The sequence below is a fragment of the Cupriavidus sp. 2SB genome, assembly GCF_005503625.1.
GTDB lineage: Bacteria > Pseudomonadota > Gammaproteobacteria > Burkholderiales > Burkholderiaceae > Cupriavidus.
The window spans coordinates 97301-115958 of the sequence record NZ_SCMX01000009.1 but is presented as its reverse complement, the minus strand read 5'-3'; the positions used below and the strand labels follow the sequence as shown (position 1 = coordinate 115958).

The 18658-nt window shown below is 62.5% G+C and carries 17 protein-coding genes; 3 read left to right on the top strand and 14 right to left on the bottom strand.

Annotated features, from left to right (window positions below; all coding sequences use genetic code 11):
• Positions 1-121 precede the first annotated feature (121 nt).
• Entirely contained in the window at positions 122-952 is an 831-nt protein-coding gene (locus FFS21_RS06690; RefSeq protein ID WP_137924128.1) for a class II glutamine amidotransferase, read from the top strand.
• 249 nt (positions 953-1201) lie between these two features.
• On the opposite strand, the gene FFS21_RS06685 is transcribed toward FFS21_RS06690, so the two are convergent.
• From FFS21_RS06685 to FFS21_RS06660, 6 genes are all read right to left on the bottom strand, one after another.
• Entirely contained in the window at positions 1202-1936 is a 735-nt protein-coding gene (locus FFS21_RS06685; protein WP_137924127.1) for an amino acid ABC transporter ATP-binding protein, read from the bottom strand.
• Positions 1933-2616: a glutamate/aspartate ABC transporter permease GltK gene (gene gltK / locus FFS21_RS06680; protein ID WP_137924126.1), complete on the bottom strand. Its 684-nt coding sequence runs from the start codon at positions 2614-2616 to the stop codon at positions 1933-1935. The genes FFS21_RS06685 and gltK overlap by 4 nt, the downstream gene beginning before the upstream one ends.
• A gap of 11 nt (positions 2617-2627) precedes the next feature.
• Complete coding sequence (locus FFS21_RS06675; RefSeq protein WP_137924125.1) at positions 2628-3356, bottom strand: amino acid ABC transporter permease; 729 nt, start codon at positions 3354-3356, stop codon at positions 2628-2630.
• A gap of 65 nt (positions 3357-3421) precedes the next feature.
• Complete coding sequence (locus tag FFS21_RS06670) at positions 3422-4321, bottom strand: glutamate/aspartate ABC transporter substrate-binding protein (protein ID WP_137924124.1); 900 nt, start codon at positions 4319-4321, stop codon at positions 3422-3424.
• A 312-nt stretch (positions 4322-4633) separates the two neighbouring features.
• The gene (locus FFS21_RS06665) at positions 4634-5950 is read right to left on the bottom strand and encodes a Glu/Leu/Phe/Val family dehydrogenase (RefSeq protein ID WP_137924123.1); all 1317 of its coding nucleotides are present in this window, start codon (positions 5948-5950) and stop codon (positions 4634-4636) included.
• A gap of 137 nt (positions 5951-6087) precedes the next feature.
• On the bottom strand, positions 6088-7047 hold the full coding sequence (locus FFS21_RS06660) for a LysR substrate-binding domain-containing protein (protein WP_137924122.1): 960 nt from the start codon (positions 7045-7047) through the stop codon (positions 6088-6090).
• Positions 7048-7192: 145 nt separating this feature from the next.
• On the opposite strand from FFS21_RS06660, the gene FFS21_RS06655 reads away from it, so the two are divergent.
• On the top strand, positions 7193-7651 hold the full coding sequence (locus FFS21_RS06655; protein ID WP_137924121.1) for an Lrp/AsnC family transcriptional regulator: 459 nt from the start codon (positions 7193-7195) through the stop codon (positions 7649-7651).
• A 10-nt stretch (positions 7652-7661) separates the two neighbouring features.
• Here the strand turns inward: FFS21_RS06655 and FFS21_RS06650 are convergent, their stop codons facing one another.
• From FFS21_RS06650 to FFS21_RS06635, 4 genes are all read right to left on the bottom strand, one after another.
• A complete protein-coding gene (locus FFS21_RS06650; RefSeq protein WP_137924120.1) occupies positions 7662-8435 on the bottom strand; it encodes an ABC transporter permease in 774 nt (257 codons plus the stop codon).
• Between the two features lie 2 nt (positions 8436-8437).
• The gene (locus FFS21_RS06645) at positions 8438-9295 is read right to left on the bottom strand and encodes an ABC transporter ATP-binding protein (RefSeq protein WP_137924119.1); all 858 of its coding nucleotides are present in this window, start codon (positions 9293-9295) and stop codon (positions 8438-8440) included.
• A complete protein-coding gene (locus FFS21_RS06640; protein WP_137924118.1) occupies positions 9292-10350 on the bottom strand; it encodes an ABC transporter substrate-binding protein in 1059 nt (352 codons plus the stop codon). Before FFS21_RS06640 ends, FFS21_RS06645 begins: the two co-directional genes overlap by 4 nt.
• A gap of 195 nt (positions 10351-10545) precedes the next feature.
• Complete coding sequence (locus tag FFS21_RS06635) at positions 10546-12438, bottom strand: ABCB family ABC transporter ATP-binding protein/permease (protein ID WP_137924117.1); 1893 nt, start codon at positions 12436-12438, stop codon at positions 10546-10548.
• A 111-nt stretch (positions 12439-12549) separates the two neighbouring features.
• On the opposite strand from FFS21_RS06635, the gene FFS21_RS06630 reads away from it, so the two are divergent.
• A complete protein-coding gene (locus FFS21_RS06630) occupies positions 12550-12954 on the top strand; it encodes an acyl-CoA thioesterase (RefSeq protein WP_137924148.1) in 405 nt (134 codons plus the stop codon).
• Positions 12955-13027: 73 nt separating this feature from the next.
• Here the strand turns inward: FFS21_RS06630 and FFS21_RS06625 are convergent, their stop codons facing one another.
• From FFS21_RS06625 to FFS21_RS06610, 4 genes are all read right to left on the bottom strand, one after another.
• Positions 13028-13804 (bottom strand): enoyl-CoA hydratase, encoded by a 777-nt coding sequence (locus tag FFS21_RS06625; protein WP_137924116.1) that lies wholly within the window; start codon positions 13802-13804, stop codon positions 13028-13030.
• Between the two features lie 35 nt (positions 13805-13839).
• Entirely contained in the window at positions 13840-14796 is a 957-nt protein-coding gene (locus tag FFS21_RS06620; protein WP_137924115.1) for a DegV family protein, read from the bottom strand.
• A 124-nt stretch (positions 14797-14920) separates the two neighbouring features.
• Complete coding sequence (locus FFS21_RS06615) at positions 14921-16120, bottom strand: acetyl-CoA C-acyltransferase (protein ID WP_137924147.1); 1200 nt, start codon at positions 16118-16120, stop codon at positions 14921-14923.
• 20 nt (positions 16121-16140) lie between these two features.
• On the bottom strand, positions 16141-18567 hold the full coding sequence (locus FFS21_RS06610; protein ID WP_137924114.1) for a 3-hydroxyacyl-CoA dehydrogenase/enoyl-CoA hydratase family protein: 2427 nt from the start codon (positions 18565-18567) through the stop codon (positions 16141-16143).
• Positions 18568-18658: the final 91 nt, after the last annotated feature.

The window sequence follows — 18658 nt, the reverse complement described above, 5'->3', positions numbered from 1 at the left end:
CGATTCATGGCTGGGAAGGGATGAGGGCGTCGGCGCCGTGCTTGGCAGCGTCCGGTACGCGAAGGATAATGGCCCCATTCTATTGCAAAGCGGCAGCCCCCTGCCGCACGGTGCCCTCGCCATGTGCCAGCTGCTAGGCATGAACTGCGCCACGCCAACCGACGTGACGTTCTCCTTCACCGGCTTTGCCGCGCGCGGCGGTGTGACGGACCACCACTCCGATGGTTTCGGCGTGGCCTTCTTCGAGGACAAGGCGTGCCGCCTGTTCATCGATAACCAATCGGCGGGCTCGTCGCCGGTGGCAGACCTGATCAAGCGCTACCCCATCAAGTCGAAGAACGTGATCTCGCATATCCGCAAGGCCACGCAAGGCACGGTCCGGCTGGAGAACTGCCATCCGTTCATGCGTGAGCTCTGGGGCCGGCACTGGATCTTCGCGCATAACGGCGACCTGCACGGATTCGCCCCTTTCCTGTCCGGCGTCTACCAGCCTGTGGGCGACACCGACAGCGAACTGGCGTTCTGCACGCTGATGCAGGGGCTGCGCAAACGCTTTCCGGGATCGCAGCCGCCGCTGAATGAGTTGGGACATGCGCTGGCCGACATCACGCGAGACATCACGCTGCATGGGGTATTCAACTTCCTGCTGTGCAACGGTCAGGCGCTGTTTGCGCACTGCTCCACGCGGCTGTACTACATCGTGCGGCAGTGGCCGTTCTCCAAGGCACATCTGATCGATGCCGACCTGTCGATCGATTTCGCACAGGTCACCACGCCGGACGATCGCGTGGCCGTTATCGCCACCGCACCGTTGACGGACAACGAGACGTGGACGCAGTTTGCGCCTGGCGAGCTGATCATGTTCGAGAATGGAAAGCCCGTCATGACGTGGACGGTGCCGATACCGCCTGAGGTGCAGGCGAAGAATGCCGCGAATACGGCTTGTACTTGAGGGGGATTGCTCCCCTCTCCCGCAGAGCGGGAGAGGGGCTGGGGGAGAGGGTCAGCGCATCAAGCGCTGTCCGCGCCTGAAAAAACCGACAGCTTCGGCCAAGCTGGTACCCAGCTAGACCACCCCTCTCTCCCGCTCTCTCCCTCTGAGGGGAGAGAGGGCCAAGACACCACATCCTGATATCGCTTGGGCGCAGCGCACGGCGTCGGCTGCCTAACCACCAACAGCTTCGGTCTGCACCCTACGATCTCAGTGCTGCAGGATCTTCGACAGGAACTGACGGGCGCGCTCGGAGCGGGCTTCGATATTGCCGAAGAACTCCTCCTTGGCGCAGTCTTCCACGATCTTGCCGGCGTCCATGAAGATCACGCGGTTGGCCACCTTGCGGGCGAAGCCCATTTCGTGGGTCACGCACATCATGGTCATGCCTTCGTTGGCCAGTTGCACCATTACGTCGAGCACTTCGTTGACCATTTCCGGGTCAAGCGCCGAAGTCGGTTCGTCGAACAGCATGCAGATCGGATCCATCGACAGCGCGCGCGCAATGGCCACTCGCTGCTGCTGGCCACCTGACAGTTGACCCGGATACTTGTCGGCCTGGCTCTTCAGACCCACGCGCTCCAGGTACTTCATGCCCTTGGCGTTGGCTTCGTCCTTCGAGCGGCCCAGCACCTTCATCTGCGCGATGGTCAGGTTCTCGGTGATCGACAGGTGCGGGAACAGTTCGAAGTTCTGGAACACCATGCCCACGCGCGAGCGCAGCTTGGGCAGGTTCGTCTTCGGGTTGCCCACCGACGTGCCATCCACGAGGATGTCGCCCTTCTGGAACGGCTCCAGCGCGTTCACGGTCTTGATCAGCGTCGACTTGCCCGAGCCCGACGGACCGCACACCACCACCACTTCGCCCTTGGCCACCTTGGTGGTGCAATCGGTCAGCACCTGGAAGGCGCCGTACCACTTGGAAACGTTATTAATTTCGATCATACGGCCACCTTTTTCTGATAACGCTTGACCAGCAGCGAAGCGGAAAAACAAATGATGAAGTACACGAGACCAGCAAACAACAGCATCTCCACGATGCGGCCGTCACGCTCGCCAATACCGTAAGCCTGGCCGAAGAAGTCTGCCAGCGCGCTCACGTAGACCAGCGACGTATCCTGGAACAGGATGATGCCTTGCGTCAGCAGCAGCGGCACCATGTTGCGGAACGCCTGCGGCAGGATCACCAGCCGCATGGTCTGACCATAGGTCATGCCCAGTGCCTGGGCCGCGAACATCTGGCCACGCGACACGCTCTGGATACCGGCGCGGATAATTTCCGAGTAGTACGCGGCCTCGAACAGCGAGAACGCGATCAGCGCGGAGGTCATGCGCAGGTCGGATGCCGCCGAGAGGTTGAACACCTTCTGCAGCAACTGCGGAATGATCAGGAAGAACCACAGCAGCACCATCACCAGCGGGATGGACCGAAACAGCGTCACGTACCCCTGTGCAAACCAGTTCAGTGCCTTGATCGACGACAAACGCATCATCGCCAGGATCGTGCCCCAGACGATGCCGACGATCACCGCCGTCACCGTGATCTTGAGCGAAACGGCCATACCCTCGCCCAGCACATGCAGCGTGGAGTAATTGATGGAGCTGAAATCGAATTCGTATGCCATGTTGCAGCTCCTTACTTCGTGCCGATGAAGCCCGGCACGCGGGTACGGCGTTCCACCCAGCGCATCAGGAACATCACCGTGAAGTTGATCAGCGCGTACAGCAGCGTGACCGCGATGAACGATTCATACGGACGCGCGGTGTAGTCCACCAGCTGGCGGCCCTGTGCGGCCAGTTCCAGCAGGCCGATCGTCGATGCCACGGCCGAGTTCTTGAAGATGTTCAGGAACTCGGAGGTGATCGGCGGCACGATGACGCGGAAGGCCATCGGCAGCAGCACGTGGCGGTACGTCTGCGCCAGCGTGAAACCCATGGCCAGGCCAGCGTTCTTCTGGCCGCGCGGCAGCGAATTGATCCCCGAGCGCACCTGTTCGCAAACCCGGGCGGCCGTGAAGGTGCCCAGGCAGATCATGGCTGCCAGGAACTGCTGGGTGAACGGGTTCATCTGCTTGATGGCTTCGCCGCCCGGCAGCAGCTCGGGTCCGACGAAGTACCAGATGAACAGCTGCACCAGCAGCGGAATATTTCGGAAGATTTCGACGTAAGTGGCGGCAAACCCCGACAGCCACTTGTTCGGGACCGTGCGCAGCACGCCCAGCACCGAGCCGAGAACAAGGGCGATCACCCACGACGACAGGCCCAGCGCGATCGTGACCTTGAGACCGGAAATCATCCAGTCCAGGTACGTCTCGTTGGAAGCGGCCTGCTCGAGGAAGACTCCCCAGTGAAAAGCGTAATCCATAGTGCGTCCTCAAAAAGAAACGGAAGGACTGCTCCTTCCGTTTCGCACTGCGCCAATCGCAACGATCAGTCGAGTGCCTTGTCGTTCGGGGTCTTGAAGAGCGCCTTCATATCTTCGGACAACGGGAAGTCCAGGTTCAGGCCCTTGGGCGGGACCGGTTGCTGGAACCACTTCGCGTACATCGTGTTGATCGAACCATCCTTCATCAGGCCGGCGATCACGGTGTCGGAGATCTTCTTGAACGGTGCGTCATCCTTGCGGATCATGCAGCCGTACGATTCACGCGACTGCGGCTTGCCCACGACGATCCAGTCTGCCGGGTTCTTGGCCTTGGCGCGTTCGCCGAACAGCAGCGCGTCGTCCATCATGAACGCCACGGCACGGCCCGATTCCAGCGTCAGGAACGACTGGCCATGGTCCTTGGTGCTGATGATATTCATGCCCAGCTTCTGGTCATCGTTCATCTTGCGCAGCAGGCGCTCGGACGTGGTGCCAGCGGTGGTCACCACGTTCTTGCCCTTCAGGTCGGCCCAGTCCTTGATGCCGCCGTCCTTCTTCACCATGATGCGCGTGCCGATGATGAAGATGCTGTTCGTGAACGATGCCTGCTTCTGGCGTTCCAGGTTGTTCGTGGTCGAGCCGCACTCGATATCGATCGTGCCGTTCTGCAGCAGCGTGATGCGGTTCTGCGACGTGATCGGAATTTCCTTGACCTGCAGGTTCGGCAGCTTCAACTGATCCTTGATGGCTTCCACGATCTTCATATTGATATCGTAGGAATACCCAACCTGACGGACACCGCCGAGGTTGTAGTTGAAGGGAATCGAGGAGTCCCGCACGCCCAGCGTGATGACACCCGTTTCCTTGATCTTCTGCAGCGTACCCGTCAGCGGCTCAGCTGCTTGCGCGCTTGCGCACAACACCCCTGCCGCAATCATCAGGCCTGCCAACTTGGCAACATTCATAACATCTCCTTGACCATGAAGAGAAAGGCGGGACTGTAACAGACTGCCCCACCGGCGAAACAGTATTGCTTAGCTCGTCACTCAAGACAACGGGTTTTTCCCCTAACTGGTGCCAATTCAGCGATGGTTTAGCTGCGTTGCGCCAAAATGAGACACAAGTGCGCACCGATTGTTGCCGCCGCTTCAAACCGTTGATGACAAAAAAACGCGGCAACCGGAGTCATCCGATCGCCGCGTTGCGGGCTTCACCGAAGCGGGGAATTTTGCTGCATTGCAGCAGCGTCAAATCCCGGCTTCATGAATCGTCCTCCATCAAGGATAGAGGCCGCGCATCTCGCGCGCCTGCAGGATCCGCGTGCAGGCGACGATGAACGCGGCCGTCCGCAGCGTGACCTTGTTGTCCTGGGCAACCTGCCAGATCGCCCGGAAAGCCTCTTGCATGATTCGTACCAGCCGGTCATTGATCTCCTCTTCGGTCCAGAAGAAGCTGGAGAAATCCTGCACCCATTCAAAATAGGACACGGTCACGCCGCCTGCATTGGCAATCACGTCCGGGCAAACCAGAATATTGCGCTCGCGCAGGATGTCGTCGGCCTGTGGAGTGGTCGGGCCGTTGGCGCCCTCGATCACCAGCTTGGCCGTGATGCGCGGTGCGTTCTCGGCGGTGATCTGGCCTTCCAGCGCGGCCGGGATCAGGATGTCGCACTCCACATCCCAGAACTGGTCACCCTTGAGGACTTCGGCCTGGAAGCCGTCGATCGTGCCGCTGTGCGATGCGTATTCCATCATTGCCGGCACGTCCAGACCCGCCGGGTTGAACAGCGTGGTGCGGTGATCCTGCACCGCCACCACCTTGGCGCCGGCTTCATGGAACAGCTTGGCGGCCACAGCGCCCACATTGCCGAAGCCCTGCACGGCCACGCGCGCACCCTTGACGTCCATGCCCAGGTTGCGGGCGGCTTCCGAACCCACCACGAACACGCCACGGCCGGTGGCTTCATGGCGGCCCAGCGAGCCACCCAGCGAGATCGGCTTGCCGGTCACCACGCCGGTGGCCGTGCTGCCCGAATTCATCGAATAGGTGTCCATCATCCAGGCCATGACCTGGGCGTTGGTATTCACGTCAGGCGCCGGAATGTCCTTGTTCGGACCGATGATGATGTTGATTTCACTGGTGTAGCGACGGGTCAGGCGTTCCAGCTCGCCGTGCGACAGCGTGCGCGGATCCACGCGGATGCCACCCTTGGCACCGCCGTAGGGCACGTTCACCGCCGCGTTCTTCACCGACATCCATGCCGACAGCGCCATCACCTCGGACAGCGTCACGTCCTGGTGGAAACGCACGCCGCCCTTGCCCGGGCCGCGCGACAGGTTGTGCTGCACCCGGTAACCCTCGTAGTGGGCGATGGTGCCGTTGTCCAGTTCGATGGGTACGTCGACGATCAGCGCGCGCTTGGGGCGCTTCAGCGTTTCCACCCAGCGCGCCAGCGAGCCCAGGTAGGGCGTGACACGATCGACTTGCTGCAGGTAGATGCCCCACGGGCCGAGGTCGTCGGCTTTCAGGTAGGAAGGCAGGGCGTGGGCATGCGAGACATTCGAGACGTTTTGCGTCGGTGCTGCGGAAGACATCGTTGAGTTCCGAGTGAAGGTGACACGGAGGATATCGGCGCTGCCCTGCCCCAATCCAATGCCGTTTCATCATCCCGCCTCCGCAGGTTATGCAAGCCTCGCATAACCTTGGCGCCCCTTCCTGGCACCTTGCGGTTTCACGCGTCCGACGCCGGCGCCGTCAGTGCGGCCCAGATGCGGTCCACGAACTGGCGTTTGCGGCGCGACTGGCCGCCGCGCCGTTCGGTCCCGTTATCGGAAGGTCGCTCGCGATAGAGCCGGATTTCCATATCGATCGATTGCGGCAGCCCGCGCGCCGCCTCGGCCCGCACCAGACGGCCGGCGGCCACGTCTTCACGCACCGTGCTTTCCGGCAAGAATGCCATGCCGTGTCCGGCCAGCGCCATCGCCTTGAGCGCCTCGGCCATATCGGTTTCGTAGCATTTGTCGAGCTTGAGCGTATCGGCGGACTCCGCCAGCAGCATGTCCACCATCCGGCCCAGAAACGCATTGGGCGTGTAACTCAGGAATGGCACTGGCTTCTTGTCCGTACCCGGCAGCCGGAACAGCGGGCGACCCGTGGCATCGGGCACGCTGTAAGGCGACAGCCGTTCGGTGCCGAGCACGAGCATGTCGTAGTGCGCCGGATCGAGCTGGATGGCCTGGCGCGGATGGTGATAGACCATGACGAGGTCGCAGCCGCCTTCCACCAGCATCAGCACCGCATCGTGGACATTGAGCGCGCGCAGGCGGCATGGCAGTGTGCCGACCTTGCGCTCCACGCCCTTGAGCCATTCGGGGAAGAACGTCAGCGACAACGTGTGCGGGACGGCGAATTCCAGCACCTGCGCATTGGCCGACCGCTGCCCGCGCATCAGCGCACGGGTCTCGCTGACCTGCGCCAGCATCGCCAGTGCCTGCTCGTAGAACACCTTGCCCGCCGAGGTCAGGCTCGTGGGGTAACTGGACCGGTCGATCAGCTCGGTGCCCACCCACGCCTCCAATGACTGGATGCGGCGCGAGAACGCCGGCTGCGTGACATGCCGCAGTTCCGCCGAGCGCGAGAAGCTGTGCGTCTCGGCCAGGCTGACGAAGTCTTCAAGCCATTTGATTTCCATGGCGCGGATTATCGCCTGCGTCCACGTCCCGCGCAGCACGGACGCCGCCATCGACAATATTTTTCTGCCTCCGCCCCCTCCGTTGGAACAGGATTACAATCTGCGCGGGTTTTGGATCGAAATTTTCAGGTTTGCAGGAAATCCCATGGACCGCTATGACCGCCAGATCCTGGAGATCCTCCAGGAAGATGCCGCTGTGCCTGTTGCCGAGATCGGCGAACGCGTGGGGCTGACGTCGACGCCATGCTGGCGCCGCATCCAGAAGCTCGAAGAATCCGGCGTCGTGCGAAAGCGCGTGGCGCTGCTCGATGCGGCCAAGCTCAATGTTGGCGTGACGGTTTTTGTCTCGATCCGCACCAACCAGCACAACGTGAAATGGCTCAAGGCGTTTCACGGACTCGTGGCATCGATTCCGGAAGTGACCGAGTTCTACCGCATGGCGGGCGATACCGACTACCTGTTGCGCGTGGTGGTGCCGGATATCGCCGCTTATGACACCGTGTACAAGAAACTGATCCAGGGCGTAGAACTGGCCGATGTCAGTTCGAGCTTCGCGATGGAACAGATCAAGTACACGACGGCGTTGCCGCTGGATTACGCCTGATCAACCACGGCTATCCACGATGGGCCCAGCTCGTCATGCGTTTTTCGAGCACGGCGAACAGTTCGTACATCAGCATCGCCATCACCGCGATCACGACGAGGCCGGCAAACGCCAGTGGCATTTTCATCGCGGAGCCGGCCGATACCAGCAGGTAGCCGATGCCTTCGTTCGCCGCGCTCATTTCCGAAACGGTCGTGCCGACGAAGGCCAGCGTGATCGCCACCTTGAGCGAGGCGAAGAAGAACGGCATCGCGCGGGGCAGACCCACCTTGATCAGCACATCGCGACGCTTGGCACCCAGCACGCGCAGCACGTCTTCAAGTTCCGGTTCGAGCGTGGCGAGACCCGTGGCAATGTTCACCATGATCGGGAAGAACGAGATCAGGAACGCCGTGATGATCGCGGGACCGGCACCGAGGCCGAGCCACACCACGAGGATCGGCACGAATGCGGCTTTCGGCAATGCATTGAACGCCGTCATCAGCGGATACGTGGCCGCGTAAGCGAGCCGCGACGATCCGAGCAGCATGCCCAGCAGTACGCCTACGACGATGGCGAGGCCGAAGCCCACCATGGTCGTCCAGAACGTGCGCCATGCATGCGTGGCGATCACGCCGCCGTACTCGCCCAGCGAAGCCACGATGGCCGACGGGCTCGGCAGGATGAAGTCCGAGACGTTGAAGATGAGGCATGCCCCCTGCCACAACAGCAGGAACGTACCCAGCAGAATCCACGGGGCCACGCGCTGCACGCGCCTGGCCTGAAGAGAGGACATCGTCGCCATGATCAGTGTTGTCCCCGGTTATGCCCGATCTTCTCGCGCAGTTCATGCACGCGTTCGGCAAAGGGTTCGGTGTAGGTGATGTCGAGCGGACGCGGACGCGGCAGGTCGATCTCGCGGCGCAGCAGAATACGGCCCGGACGCGGGCTCATCACGTAGACGGTATCGGCCAGGAACACGGCCTCGCGCAGATCGTGCGTGACGAGAATCACGTTGAAGCGCTGCGCCTGCCAGAGATCGCGCAGCACGCACCACAGCTCTTCTCGCGTGAAGGCATCTAGCGCACCGAACGGTTCATCGAGCAGCAGCATGCGCGGCTCGTGAATCAGCGCGCGGCAGATCGATGCGCGTTGCTGCATGCCACCTGACAGTTGCCACGGATACTTGTCCTCGTAGCCGGACAGGCCCACGGTCTTCAGCAGCATGCGCGCACGTTCCACGTACTCGTCGCGCTTCTTGCGCATGGTGGATCGATACGGCTCGACGATCTCCAGCGGCAGCATCACGTTGTCGAGCGTGGTGCGCCACGGCAGCAGCGTGGGCGCCTGGAATGCCATGCCCACCTGCTTGAGCGGGCCAGTGACCTTGGTGCCATTGATGCTGACCACGCCGCGCGTCGGCTGGCGCAAGCCGGTAGCGAGCTTCATGAACGTGGACTTGCCGCAGCCCGAGGGTCCCACGATGGCGATGAATTCACCTTCTGCAGCCTGCAGCGAAATATCCTCGACTGCGAACTCGCCGCGACGCGCGAGTTCATCGTCATAGGCCAGCCATACGCGATTGAAATCGACGAATGGCTGGCCGCCACCCGCATCGGCCGGTGACCCGCCCGAGGCGGGCATCAGTGCTTCTCTTGCCATCATCGCAGCACGTCCAGTTCGGCGGCAGACGGCAGATAGGCGTCGGTCCACAGCGTATCGGGATTGATACGGCCCTTGGTGCCGAAGGCATCGGCCACCTGCGAAGCCATCAGCGACAGGCGCGGCTTGTTCACGCGGCCAAAGCCCTCGGCCTTGGCATCCGGCGACTTCACCACGCTGTCGAGCGCCAACTTCAGGCGCTTGACCTCCAGCTTCTCGTCGATGATGCCGTCACGCGCCTTCACGGCCTTGATGCCTTCTTCCGGATGCGCGATCACGTCCTTGGCCGATTTCGCAAAGGCGCGCAGGAATGCCTTGACCGCTTCGGGGTTGCTCTTCAGGAACTGTTCCGATGCGATGATCGCGTTGCCGTAGAGCTTCACGCCGAACTGCGGATACGGCAGCACCACGATGTCCTCATCCTTCACGCCACGCGCGTTCAGGTTCAGGATCGACGTGAAAGAGAAACCGGTGATGGCATCGAGATCGCCACGCGTCAGCATCGTTTCGCGCAGCGTGGGGTCCATCGCCTGCCAGTTGAACGATGCCGCCTGCAGGCCGTTGGCCTTGGCGAAGATCGGGAAGGCACGACGGCCCGCGTCGAACACCGGCGCACCGAGCTTCTTGCCCGTCAGGTCCTTCGGCGCCTTGATGCCCGACTTCTTCAGCGCCAGCACGGCGGCGGGCGTGTTGTTGTAGACCATCATCACGGCCACTGGCTTGTTCTTGGCATCGGGGTTGTTGCCGTAGAACTCCATCACCGAAGCCAGGTCGGCAAAGCCCATGTCATACGTGCCCGATGCCACGCGGTTGACCACATTGCCCGAGCCGTTGCCCGCGTCGATCGACACATCGAGCTTCTCGTTCTTGAAGTAGCCCTTCTGCTCGCCGAGCAGGAACAGTGCGGCCGGACCTTCGAAACGCCAGTCGAGCTGGAAGCGGACTTTCGTCGCGGCTTGCGCCTGCGCGGTGCCCACGCAGAGTGTCGACAGCACCATCGCGGTGCCTGCCGTGGTGCACAGTTTCAGAAATTGGCGACGCAGAGCGAATTGCAGCATGGACCTTCTCCAGTTTTTATCTATCTGGAGGGTGCTTTTTGCAAGGGTCGTGCCAGCCTTTGCAGGGGGCATGCCGCACCGGCGCGATGCATGGGCGCGGTGCATTGACGACCCATGATTGTGCGCACGCATCTGTACGCGCAGGTTGCCGTCATCGATTGTCGACAATCGATGACGGCGCGCTTCAGAGAAACGTCAGGCGTCCTGCGTCTCGTCGCCTGCGTCGATGGCGAGCGCATCGGCATCGGGCACACCCTGCGCGGCATTACGCGCCTGGATCTGCCACATGCCTGCATAGCGGCCATTGGCGCGCATCAGTTCGGCGTGCGTGCCGCGCTCGACGATGCGGCCATGATCCATCACCAGGATCTGATCGGCATGCACCACCGTCGACAACCGATGCGCGATCAGCAGCGTGGTGCGGTTCTGCGCCAGGCGCATCAGTTCGGACTGGATGGCCTGTTCGGTGCGCGAATCCAGCGCCGAGGTGGCTTCGTCGAACACCAGGATCGGCGGATTCTTGAGCAGCGTGCGCGCGATGGCCACGCGTTGCTTCTCGCCACCGGACAGCTTGAGCCCACGCTCGCCCACAGGTGTGTCGTACCCCTGCGGCAACTCGCTGATGAAATGATCGATCTGCGCGGCGCGCGCGGCCTCGATTACCTCGTCGCGCGTGGCTTCGGGCCGGCCATAGGCAATGTTGTAGTAGATGCTGTCGTTGAACAGCACGGTGTCTTGCGGCACGATGCCGATCGATGCGCGCAGGCTCGCTTGCGTGACCTTGCGGGTATCCTGCCCATCGATCTCGATCCCACCCCGACTCACGTCATAGAAGCGGAACAGCAGCCGCGCCAGCGTGGACTTGCCCGAGCCACTGTGCCCGACCACCGCCGTGGTGGTGCCCGCGGCAATCGTGAAATCCACATCGTCGAGAATCGTGCGGTTCGACTCGTAGCCAAACCCCACATGGCGGAAGCGCACTTCCGCACCGTCCACGCGCAGCGGTGCGGCACCGGGGGCATCGGCCACTTCCTGGTTCGTACCCAGCAGCACGAACATGCGATCCATGTCGGTGGTGGCCTGCTTGATTTCGCGATAGATCACACCAAGGAAATTCAGCGGGATATAAAGCTGGATCATCAACGTGTTGACCAGCACGAGGTCGCCCAGCGTCAGCTTGCCCGCCGCCACGCCCACCGTGGCACGCCACAGGATCAGGATCAGCCCGACGGCGATGATCGTCTGCTGACCGAAATTCAGCAGCGACAGCGAGTTCTGCGAGCGGATGGCGGCCGTGCGATACGTGCGCAGGTTTTCGTCGTAGCGGCGCGCCTCGTATTCCTCGTTACCGAAGTATTTGACGGTTTCAAAGTTCAGCAGCGAATCGATGGCCTTCTGGTTGGCGCGCGAGTCCAGCTCGTTCATCTTGCGGCGGAAGTGCGTGCGCCACTCGGTCACGATGATCGTGAACGCGATATACGCCACCAGCGCGCACAGCGTAATCGCCGCGAACCAGATGTCGTAGTGCAGCAGCAGAAAGCCGATGACCAGCGACATCTCCACCAGCGTGGGCAGGATGCTGTACAGCGAGTACGAGATCAGCGACTGGATGCCGCGCGTGCCGCGCTCGATATCGCGGCTCATGCCGCCCGTCTGCCGGTCCAGGTGGAATCGCAGCGACAGCGCATGCAGATGGCGGAACACCTGCAACGCGATTTCGCGCACCGCGCTCTGCGTGACCTTGGCAAAGAGGATCTCGCGCAACTCGGTGAACAACGTGCCGGAGAGACGCAGCATGCCGTACGCGACGATCAGCCCGGCGGGCACCACGAGCAGCGCCGTGGCGTTGCCCGGCGCGATGTTCATCGTATCGACGAGCTTCTTCATCAACACGGGCACGCCGAGGTTGGCAACCTTGGCGGCAACCAGGCAGGTCAGCGCCAGGATCACTCGCCACTTGTAGTGCCAGACGTAAGGCAGCAGGTTGCGAACGGTCTGCCAGTCGCTGCGGGGCGCGCCAGCGCCCTTGAACAGGGAGTTTGCCGGCTCGGCGGGGGCGGGCTCGGCGGTCGTGGAATAGCGGCGCATACGTTAGAATTCAGGCCAATGCCGCGATTGTCGCAGAGATCGTCAGGTCCGGCAGTTCATCGTCACTGCCTCATGAATTCGCCGTACTTCCCGCTTTCCGCCATCGCCGACATGTCCACATCCGCCCCCATCTCCGAATTGCCCGCCGGCAAGAACCCCGCTCTGCGCGTCGTCCCCATGCCCGCCGATGCCAATGTGCACGGCGACGTGTTCGGCGGCTGGATCATGGCGCAGGTCGATATCGCCGGTTCGATTCCCGCCGTCGAACGTGCCCAGGGCCGCGTGGCCACGGTGGCCGTCAACTCGTTCCTGTTCAAGCACCCCGTGTTCGTGGGCGATCTGGTCAGCTTCTACGCCGACGTGGTCAAGACCGGCCGCACATCGATCACGGTGGAAGTGGCCGTCTACGCGCAACGCATGCGCCACAGCCATGAGATCGTCAAGGTGACGGAAGCCACGCTGACGTATGTGGCAACGGATGAGAGCCGGATGCCGCGGGTGTTGCCTACGGCTTGAGGTGGGATTGATTTGTTCCCCTCTCCCGCAAGGCGGGAGAGGGGCGAACGCCGAGCGGTAGTTTCAAACCGCCTCAATCAAACTTCGAAAAATCCGGCTTCCTCTTCTCGAAGAATGCCGTGAATGCTTCCTTGGCTTCCGGTGCCAGCAGCATGCGGCGGAACACCTCGCCTTCCTCGTTCATTTTCTTCTCGACAGCCGGTACGTCGTCGCCCTTCATCAGCCGCTTGGTCTCACGCAGCGACGATGCAGGCAGCGCGGCGAGCTTGCCCGCTTGCTGGCGCACATAGTCCGACAGCTCGGCAACCGGCAACACCTTCGTGACGAGTCCGATGGCATGCGCTTCCTGCGCGCTGAATGCCTCGCCCAGCAGCAGCTTTTCGGCGGCGCGCTGGTAACCCAGCAAACGCGGCAGCAGCAGGCTCGATGCGGCTTCCGGGCACAGGCCCAGTTGCGCGAACGGCAGCGACAGCTTGGCCGTCTCCGATGCATAGACCAGATCGCAATGCAGCAGCAGCGTGGTGCCGATGCCCACTGCCGCGCCGCTGACCGATGCCACCACCGGCTTGGTGGCGTGGCTGATGGCGTGCAGGAACTGGAACACCGGTGCGGGTGCGCCGCCTTCGCCGTGGGTCGGCGGGCGTTTCATGAAGTCTTCGAGGTCGTTGCCGGCCGTGAAGATCTCCGGCTTGCCTTCGATCACGATCACGCGCACGGCGTTGTCGGTCTCGGCGGCGCGCAGCGCGTCGGCCATGGTCTGGTACATCGCGGCCGTGATCGCGTTCTTCTTGTCGATGCGGTCGAAACCAATGGTCAGGACGCCCTGTTCGATGCGGGTGGCAATGCTCATGTCTTCCTCGTCTCGTCGGTATCAGGTTGCGCCGCTCACACAAACGGTGGCGGCATGTCGGAAAGATAACTGAGTCCGAACGCGCCGGCGCCCACATTGAGCGCAACAGTCAGACTCATCGGCGCGAGCATCAGCTCCACGCCATGTCGTTTGGCAGTATTGGCCAGCGATTGCCACGCGGGCCACGACTCCACCTCGTCGATATCGCCCGCATACGCGGCACCTACCGCCGGCGTCAGCAAGGCACCGGCGCGGATGCAGGCTTCCACATGGCCCAGCAGGCGGCGAATGCCATCCTCGGAGCCGCGCACCTTGGCAATGGCATCGGTCTCGCCGCGATGCATATGGATCACGGGCCGGATATTGAACGCGCTGCCGAGCATGTAGCGGCCCCACGTGATGCTGTTCTCGCCCTTCAGCTTGGCGCGCGTGTACATGTACAGCAGTTCGTTCGGGATCAGGAACATGTGCGCGGCATCGCGCAATCGATTCTCCACCGCATCCACCACGGCGGCGGCACTCGCGCCCTCGGCCAGCATGCGCGCGGCCTCGCGCACGATCAACGCCTGTCCCGGCCCGATGGCGCCGGTATCGATCACGGTCAGGTCGAACAGCCCGCTGCGGCCCGCGTCCTTGCGCAGCTTGAAACTGCGCGCCACAGTACCCACCACGGCGCCATTGGCGTTTGCGTAAAACTTGCTGCGGCTGCTCGCAATCGTCAGCAGGATCGCGCGATCGCAACCGGCCACCACATTGCGCAGCAAATGGTCTTCAAGCTCGCGTTCGAGCAGCGGAATGGATTCGGCATAGTGGTCCTGCTTGCCGACCAGATATTGCCGATACAGATCGGGCAGTGCAACTTCATCGCGCGTATCGGCGATGAACTGATCCCCCGCGCGGATGCGAAAGGGAATGGTGCGGACGCCAAGCGCGTCCATCATCGCGCGCGGCATGTCGCATGCCGCGTCGGCCAGAATGGCTGTCTCCTGCATATTGTTATGTTCCTCCGGGTCAGTGCGTCAACGTGTTGGCATCTTCGTGTCCATACATTTCTTCATCTGATCGAAGGTAGGGGCGAATCTCATCACTGCCTTGAGATTCGCCCCACTGGCGCGTTTAAACGCGCTCGAAGATTCCGGCTGCGCCCATGCCCGTACCGACGCACATGGTCACCATGCCGTACTTGAGGTTGTGGCGACGCAGCGCGTGCACTACGGTGGCCGAACGGATTGCACCGGTGGCACCCAGCGGATGGCCCAACGCAATCGCACCGCCCATACGGTTCACGCGCGACGGATCGAGTTCCAGGTCACGCATCACTGCCAGCGACTGCGCAGCGAATGCCTCGTTCAGTTCGATCCACTCGATCTGGTCCTGCGTCAGGCCACCGGCCTTCAGTGCCGCAGGAATCGCAGCCTTCGGACCAATCCCCATGATCTCCGGCGGCACACCACGCACCGCGAACGATACGAAGCGGGCCAGCGGCACGAGGTTGAACTGCTTGAGGATCTTCTCGGAAACCAGGATCAGCGCGCCAGCACCATCCGATGTCTGCGAGCTGTTGCCAGCCGTGACGCTGCCCTTGTTGGCGAACACCGCACGCAGCTTGCCCAGTCCTTCCACCGACGTGTCGGGACGCGGACCTTCGTCGAGCGATACCGTGCGTGTCTTCACACCCACCTGGCCCGAAGCCAGATCCGGGAATTTCTCGACGACTTCGATCGGCGTGATCTCGTCGTTGAACTCGCCAGCCTGTTGCGCGGCGATGGCTTTCTGGTGCGACGCCAGCGAGAACGCGTCCTGATCTTCGCGGCTCACCTTCCACTGCGTGGCAACCTTCTCGGCGGTCAGGCCCATGCCGTAGGCAATGCCCACGTTCTCGTCGCGCTCGAAGATCGACGGCGACATCGACGGCGAGTTGCCCATCATCGGCACCATGCTCATCGATTCCACGCCTGCGGCGATCATCACATCGGACTCGCCCACGCGGATGCGGTCAGCCGCCATTGCCACAGCCGACAGGCCCGAGGCGCAGAAACGGTTCACGGTGATGCCGCCCACCGTATTCGGCAGGCCAGCCAGCAGCGCGCCGATACGCGCCACGTTCAGGCCCTGCTGCGCTTCAGGAATCGCGCAGCCAACAATGGCGTCTTCGATCAGCGCCGGGTCCAGGTTCGGCACCTGTGCCACGGCAGCCTTCAGGATGGTGGCAAGCAGGTCGTCGGGACGGGTGTTGCGGAAGGCGCCCTTGGGAGCCTTGCCAATCGGCGAACGGGTAGCCGCAACGATATACGCGTCTTGCAGTTGTTTCATGATGTCGGTTCCTCGTTGGCGGATTAGTTGCGCACTGGCTTGCCGGTCTGCAGCATGCCCATGACGCGCTCCTGCGTCTTGCCCGTGCCCAGCAGGTCGATGAAGGCCTTGCGTTCCAGCGCCAGCAGCCACTCTTCGCTCACCAGCGAGCCCGCCTCCACATCACCGCCGCACACCACTTCCGCGATGCGCGAGGCGATCGTGAAATCGTGCGCCGAGATGAAGTTGCCGTCGCGCATGTTCACCAGCGATGCCTTGATCGTGGCGATGCCCGAACGGCCCGCCACCGGAATCAACTGGCCCGGCAGCGGCGCACGATAACCGGCGTTAGCCATTGCGCGCACTTCGCTCTGTGCCACGTACAGCAGTTCGTGCACGTTGTAGACGATGGTGTCCGTGGGCTGCACGTAGCCGATCTTCTGCGCGTCCAGCGCCGAGGTCGAGACCTTGGCCATCGCCGCCGCCTGGAAGCGGTTGGTCAGGAAGTTCAGGTAGTTCGTGCTGCCAGCTGCCTGCGCAGCCTTGGCCGCGGCAATCGCGGCTTCCTTGAGGCCACCACCGGCCGGCACCAGACCCACGCCCACTTCCACCAGGCCGACATAGCTTTCCAGCGCCACCACGCGCTTGGCCGAATGCAGCATCAGTTCGCAGCCGCCGCCGAGCGCGATGCCCGACACCGCCGGAATCACCGGCACTGCCGCGTACTTCACGCGCATCAGCGTGTCCTGGAATTTCTTCACGAACGGTTCGATGCCCTTGGCACCGCCCATCATGAATTGCGGCATGGCCGATTCCAGATTGGCACCGGCCGAGAACGGACCACCGGGTGCGCCGAGCTGCAGCGACGTGGGCTGCCACACGACCAGACCCTTGTATTCGGCTTCGGCCAGTTCCACGGCGCGCACGAGCGAGTCGAGCACATCCGGGCCAATCGTGTTCATCTTGCTCTTGAACGAGATGATCAGCACATCGTCGGCACCATCGCTGGTCCAGATACGCGCACCGTCGTTCTCTTCGATCGTCTTGCCCGACTTGCGCGGATCTGCGGCGTCCGTGCCCTTGAGCGCGGCACGGAACACCTGGCGCTCGTACACGGGCAGCGCGGCGCGCTTGACGAAGCTGCTCGTCGCCGGCGACCACGAACCTTGCGCACCGTGCACACCGCCGTTGTCGGCGACGGCACCATCGAATACCCATGCGGGCAGCGGCACGTTAGCGAGTGCCTTGCCGGCTTCGATATCTTCCTTGACCCACTGCGCCACCTGCTTCCAGCCGGCAGCCTGCCAGTCTTCGAACGGACCCGAGTTCCAGCCGAAGCCCCAGCGAATCGCCAGGTCCACATCGGCGGCCGAACCGGCGATCTGTTCGAGGTAGACGGCGATGTACTGGAACACATCGCGGAACACGCTCCACAGGAACTGCGCCTGCGGATTGGTGGATTCGCGAAGCAGCTTGATGCGCTCGGCCGGTTCCTTCTTGAGCATGCGCACGACGATCTCGTCGGCCTTCTTGCCCGATTCCACATACTGGCCGGTCTTGGCGTCGAGCACCTTGATGGCCTTGCCATCCTTCTTGTAGAAACCCGCGCCAGTCTTCTGGCCCAGCGCGCCCGCATCGACCAGCCCCTTTAGCACGGCCGGCGTCTTGTACACGGAGGCAAACGGATCGCCGCCCAGGCCATCCTGCATCGTCTTGATGACGTGCGCCATCGTGTCCAGGCCCACCACGTCGGCGGTGCGGAACGTGGCGGACTTGGCACGGCCCAGCTTGGTGCCGGTCAGGTCATCGACGATATCGAACGGAATGCCGAACTTTTCGGCTTCGGCAAACACGGCCAGGATCGAGAAGATCCCCACGCGGTTGGCGATGAAGTTGGGCGTGTCCTTGGCACGCACCACACCCTTGCCGAGCGTGGTGGTCAGGAACGATTCCAGGCGGTCCAGGATCGCGGGCTGCGTCGTCGCAGTCGGGATCAGTTCCACCAGATGCATGTAGCGCGGCGGGTTGAAGAAGTGCACACCGCAGAAGCGCGACTTCAGTTCCGCATCGAAGCCATCGGACAGCGACGTGATCGACAAACCCGACGTATTGGTCGCGAAGATCGCGTGCGGTGCCAGATGCGGCGCTACCTTCTTGTAGAGGTCGTGCTTCCAGTCCATGCGCTCGGCGATCGCTTCGATCACCACATCGCATTCCTTGAGCAGTTCGACGTCGTCTTCGTAGTTGGCCGCGCGGATCAGGCCCGCTTCGTCCTTGATGCCGAGCGGTGCCGGCGACAGCTTCTTGAGATTCTCGATGGCGCGAAGGGCAATGCCACTCTTCGGGCCTTCCTTCGCGGGCAGGTCGAACAGCACCACGGGCACGCGGGCGTTGACGAGGTGGGCCGCAATCTGTGCACCCATGACGCCGGCGCCGAGTACGGCAACCTTCTTGACGATGAAATTGGACATGCGCGCTCCTTGGGTATCGTGAGCGTTTTGAGGAGAGAGTCGCGTTATTCCCCTCTCCCGCCTTGCGGGAGAGGGGAGCAAACCGTCAGGA

Bases quoted from the DNA above. Each gene is read 5' to 3' on its own strand.
- FFS21_RS06690 (WP_137924128.1), top strand. From the start codon at position 122: ATGTGCCAGCTGCTAGGCATGAACTGCGCCACGCCAACCGACGTGACG.
- FFS21_RS06645 (WP_137924119.1), bottom strand. From the start codon at position 9,295: ATGATGGCAAGAGAAGCACTGATGCCCGCCTCGGGCGGGTCACCGGCC.
- FFS21_RS06675 (WP_137924125.1), bottom strand. From the start codon at position 3,356: ATGGATTACGCTTTTCACTGGGGAGTCTTCCTCGAGCAGGCCGCTTCC.
- FFS21_RS06665 (WP_137924123.1), bottom strand. From the start codon at position 5,950: ATGTCTTCCGCAGCACCGACGCAAAACGTCTCGAATGTCTCGCATGCC.
- FFS21_RS06660 (WP_137924122.1), bottom strand. From the start codon at position 7,047: ATGGAAATCAAATGGCTTGAAGACTTCGTCAGCCTGGCCGAGACGCAC.
- FFS21_RS06685 (WP_137924127.1), bottom strand. From the start codon at position 1,936: ATGATCGAAATTAATAACGTTTCCAAGTGGTACGGCGCCTTCCAGGTG.
- FFS21_RS06610 (WP_137924114.1), bottom strand. From the start codon at position 18,567: ATGTCCAATTTCATCGTCAAGAAGGTTGCCGTACTCGGCGCCGGCGTC.
- gltK (WP_137924126.1), bottom strand. From the start codon at position 2,616: ATGGCATACGAATTCGATTTCAGCTCCATCAATTACTCCACGCTGCAT.
- FFS21_RS06650 (WP_137924120.1), bottom strand. From the start codon at position 8,435: ATGGCGACGATGTCCTCTCTTCAGGCCAGGCGCGTGCAGCGCGTGGCC.
- FFS21_RS06670 (WP_137924124.1), bottom strand. From the start codon at position 4,321: ATGAATGTTGCCAAGTTGGCAGGCCTGATGATTGCGGCAGGGGTGTTG.
- FFS21_RS06640 (WP_137924118.1), bottom strand. From the start codon at position 10,350: ATGCTGCAATTCGCTCTGCGTCGCCAATTTCTGAAACTGTGCACCACG.
- FFS21_RS06620 (WP_137924115.1), bottom strand. From the start codon at position 14,796: ATGCAGGAGACAGCCATTCTGGCCGACGCGGCATGCGACATGCCGCGC.
- FFS21_RS06635 (WP_137924117.1), bottom strand. From the start codon at position 12,438: ATGCGCCGCTATTCCACGACCGCCGAGCCCGCCCCCGCCGAGCCGGCA.
- FFS21_RS06625 (WP_137924116.1), bottom strand. From the start codon at position 13,804: ATGAGCATTGCCACCCGCATCGAACAGGGCGTCCTGACCATTGGTTTC.
- FFS21_RS06630 (WP_137924148.1), top strand. From the start codon at position 12,550: ATGTCCACATCCGCCCCCATCTCCGAATTGCCCGCCGGCAAGAACCCC.
- FFS21_RS06655 (WP_137924121.1), top strand. From the start codon at position 7,193: ATGGACCGCTATGACCGCCAGATCCTGGAGATCCTCCAGGAAGATGCC.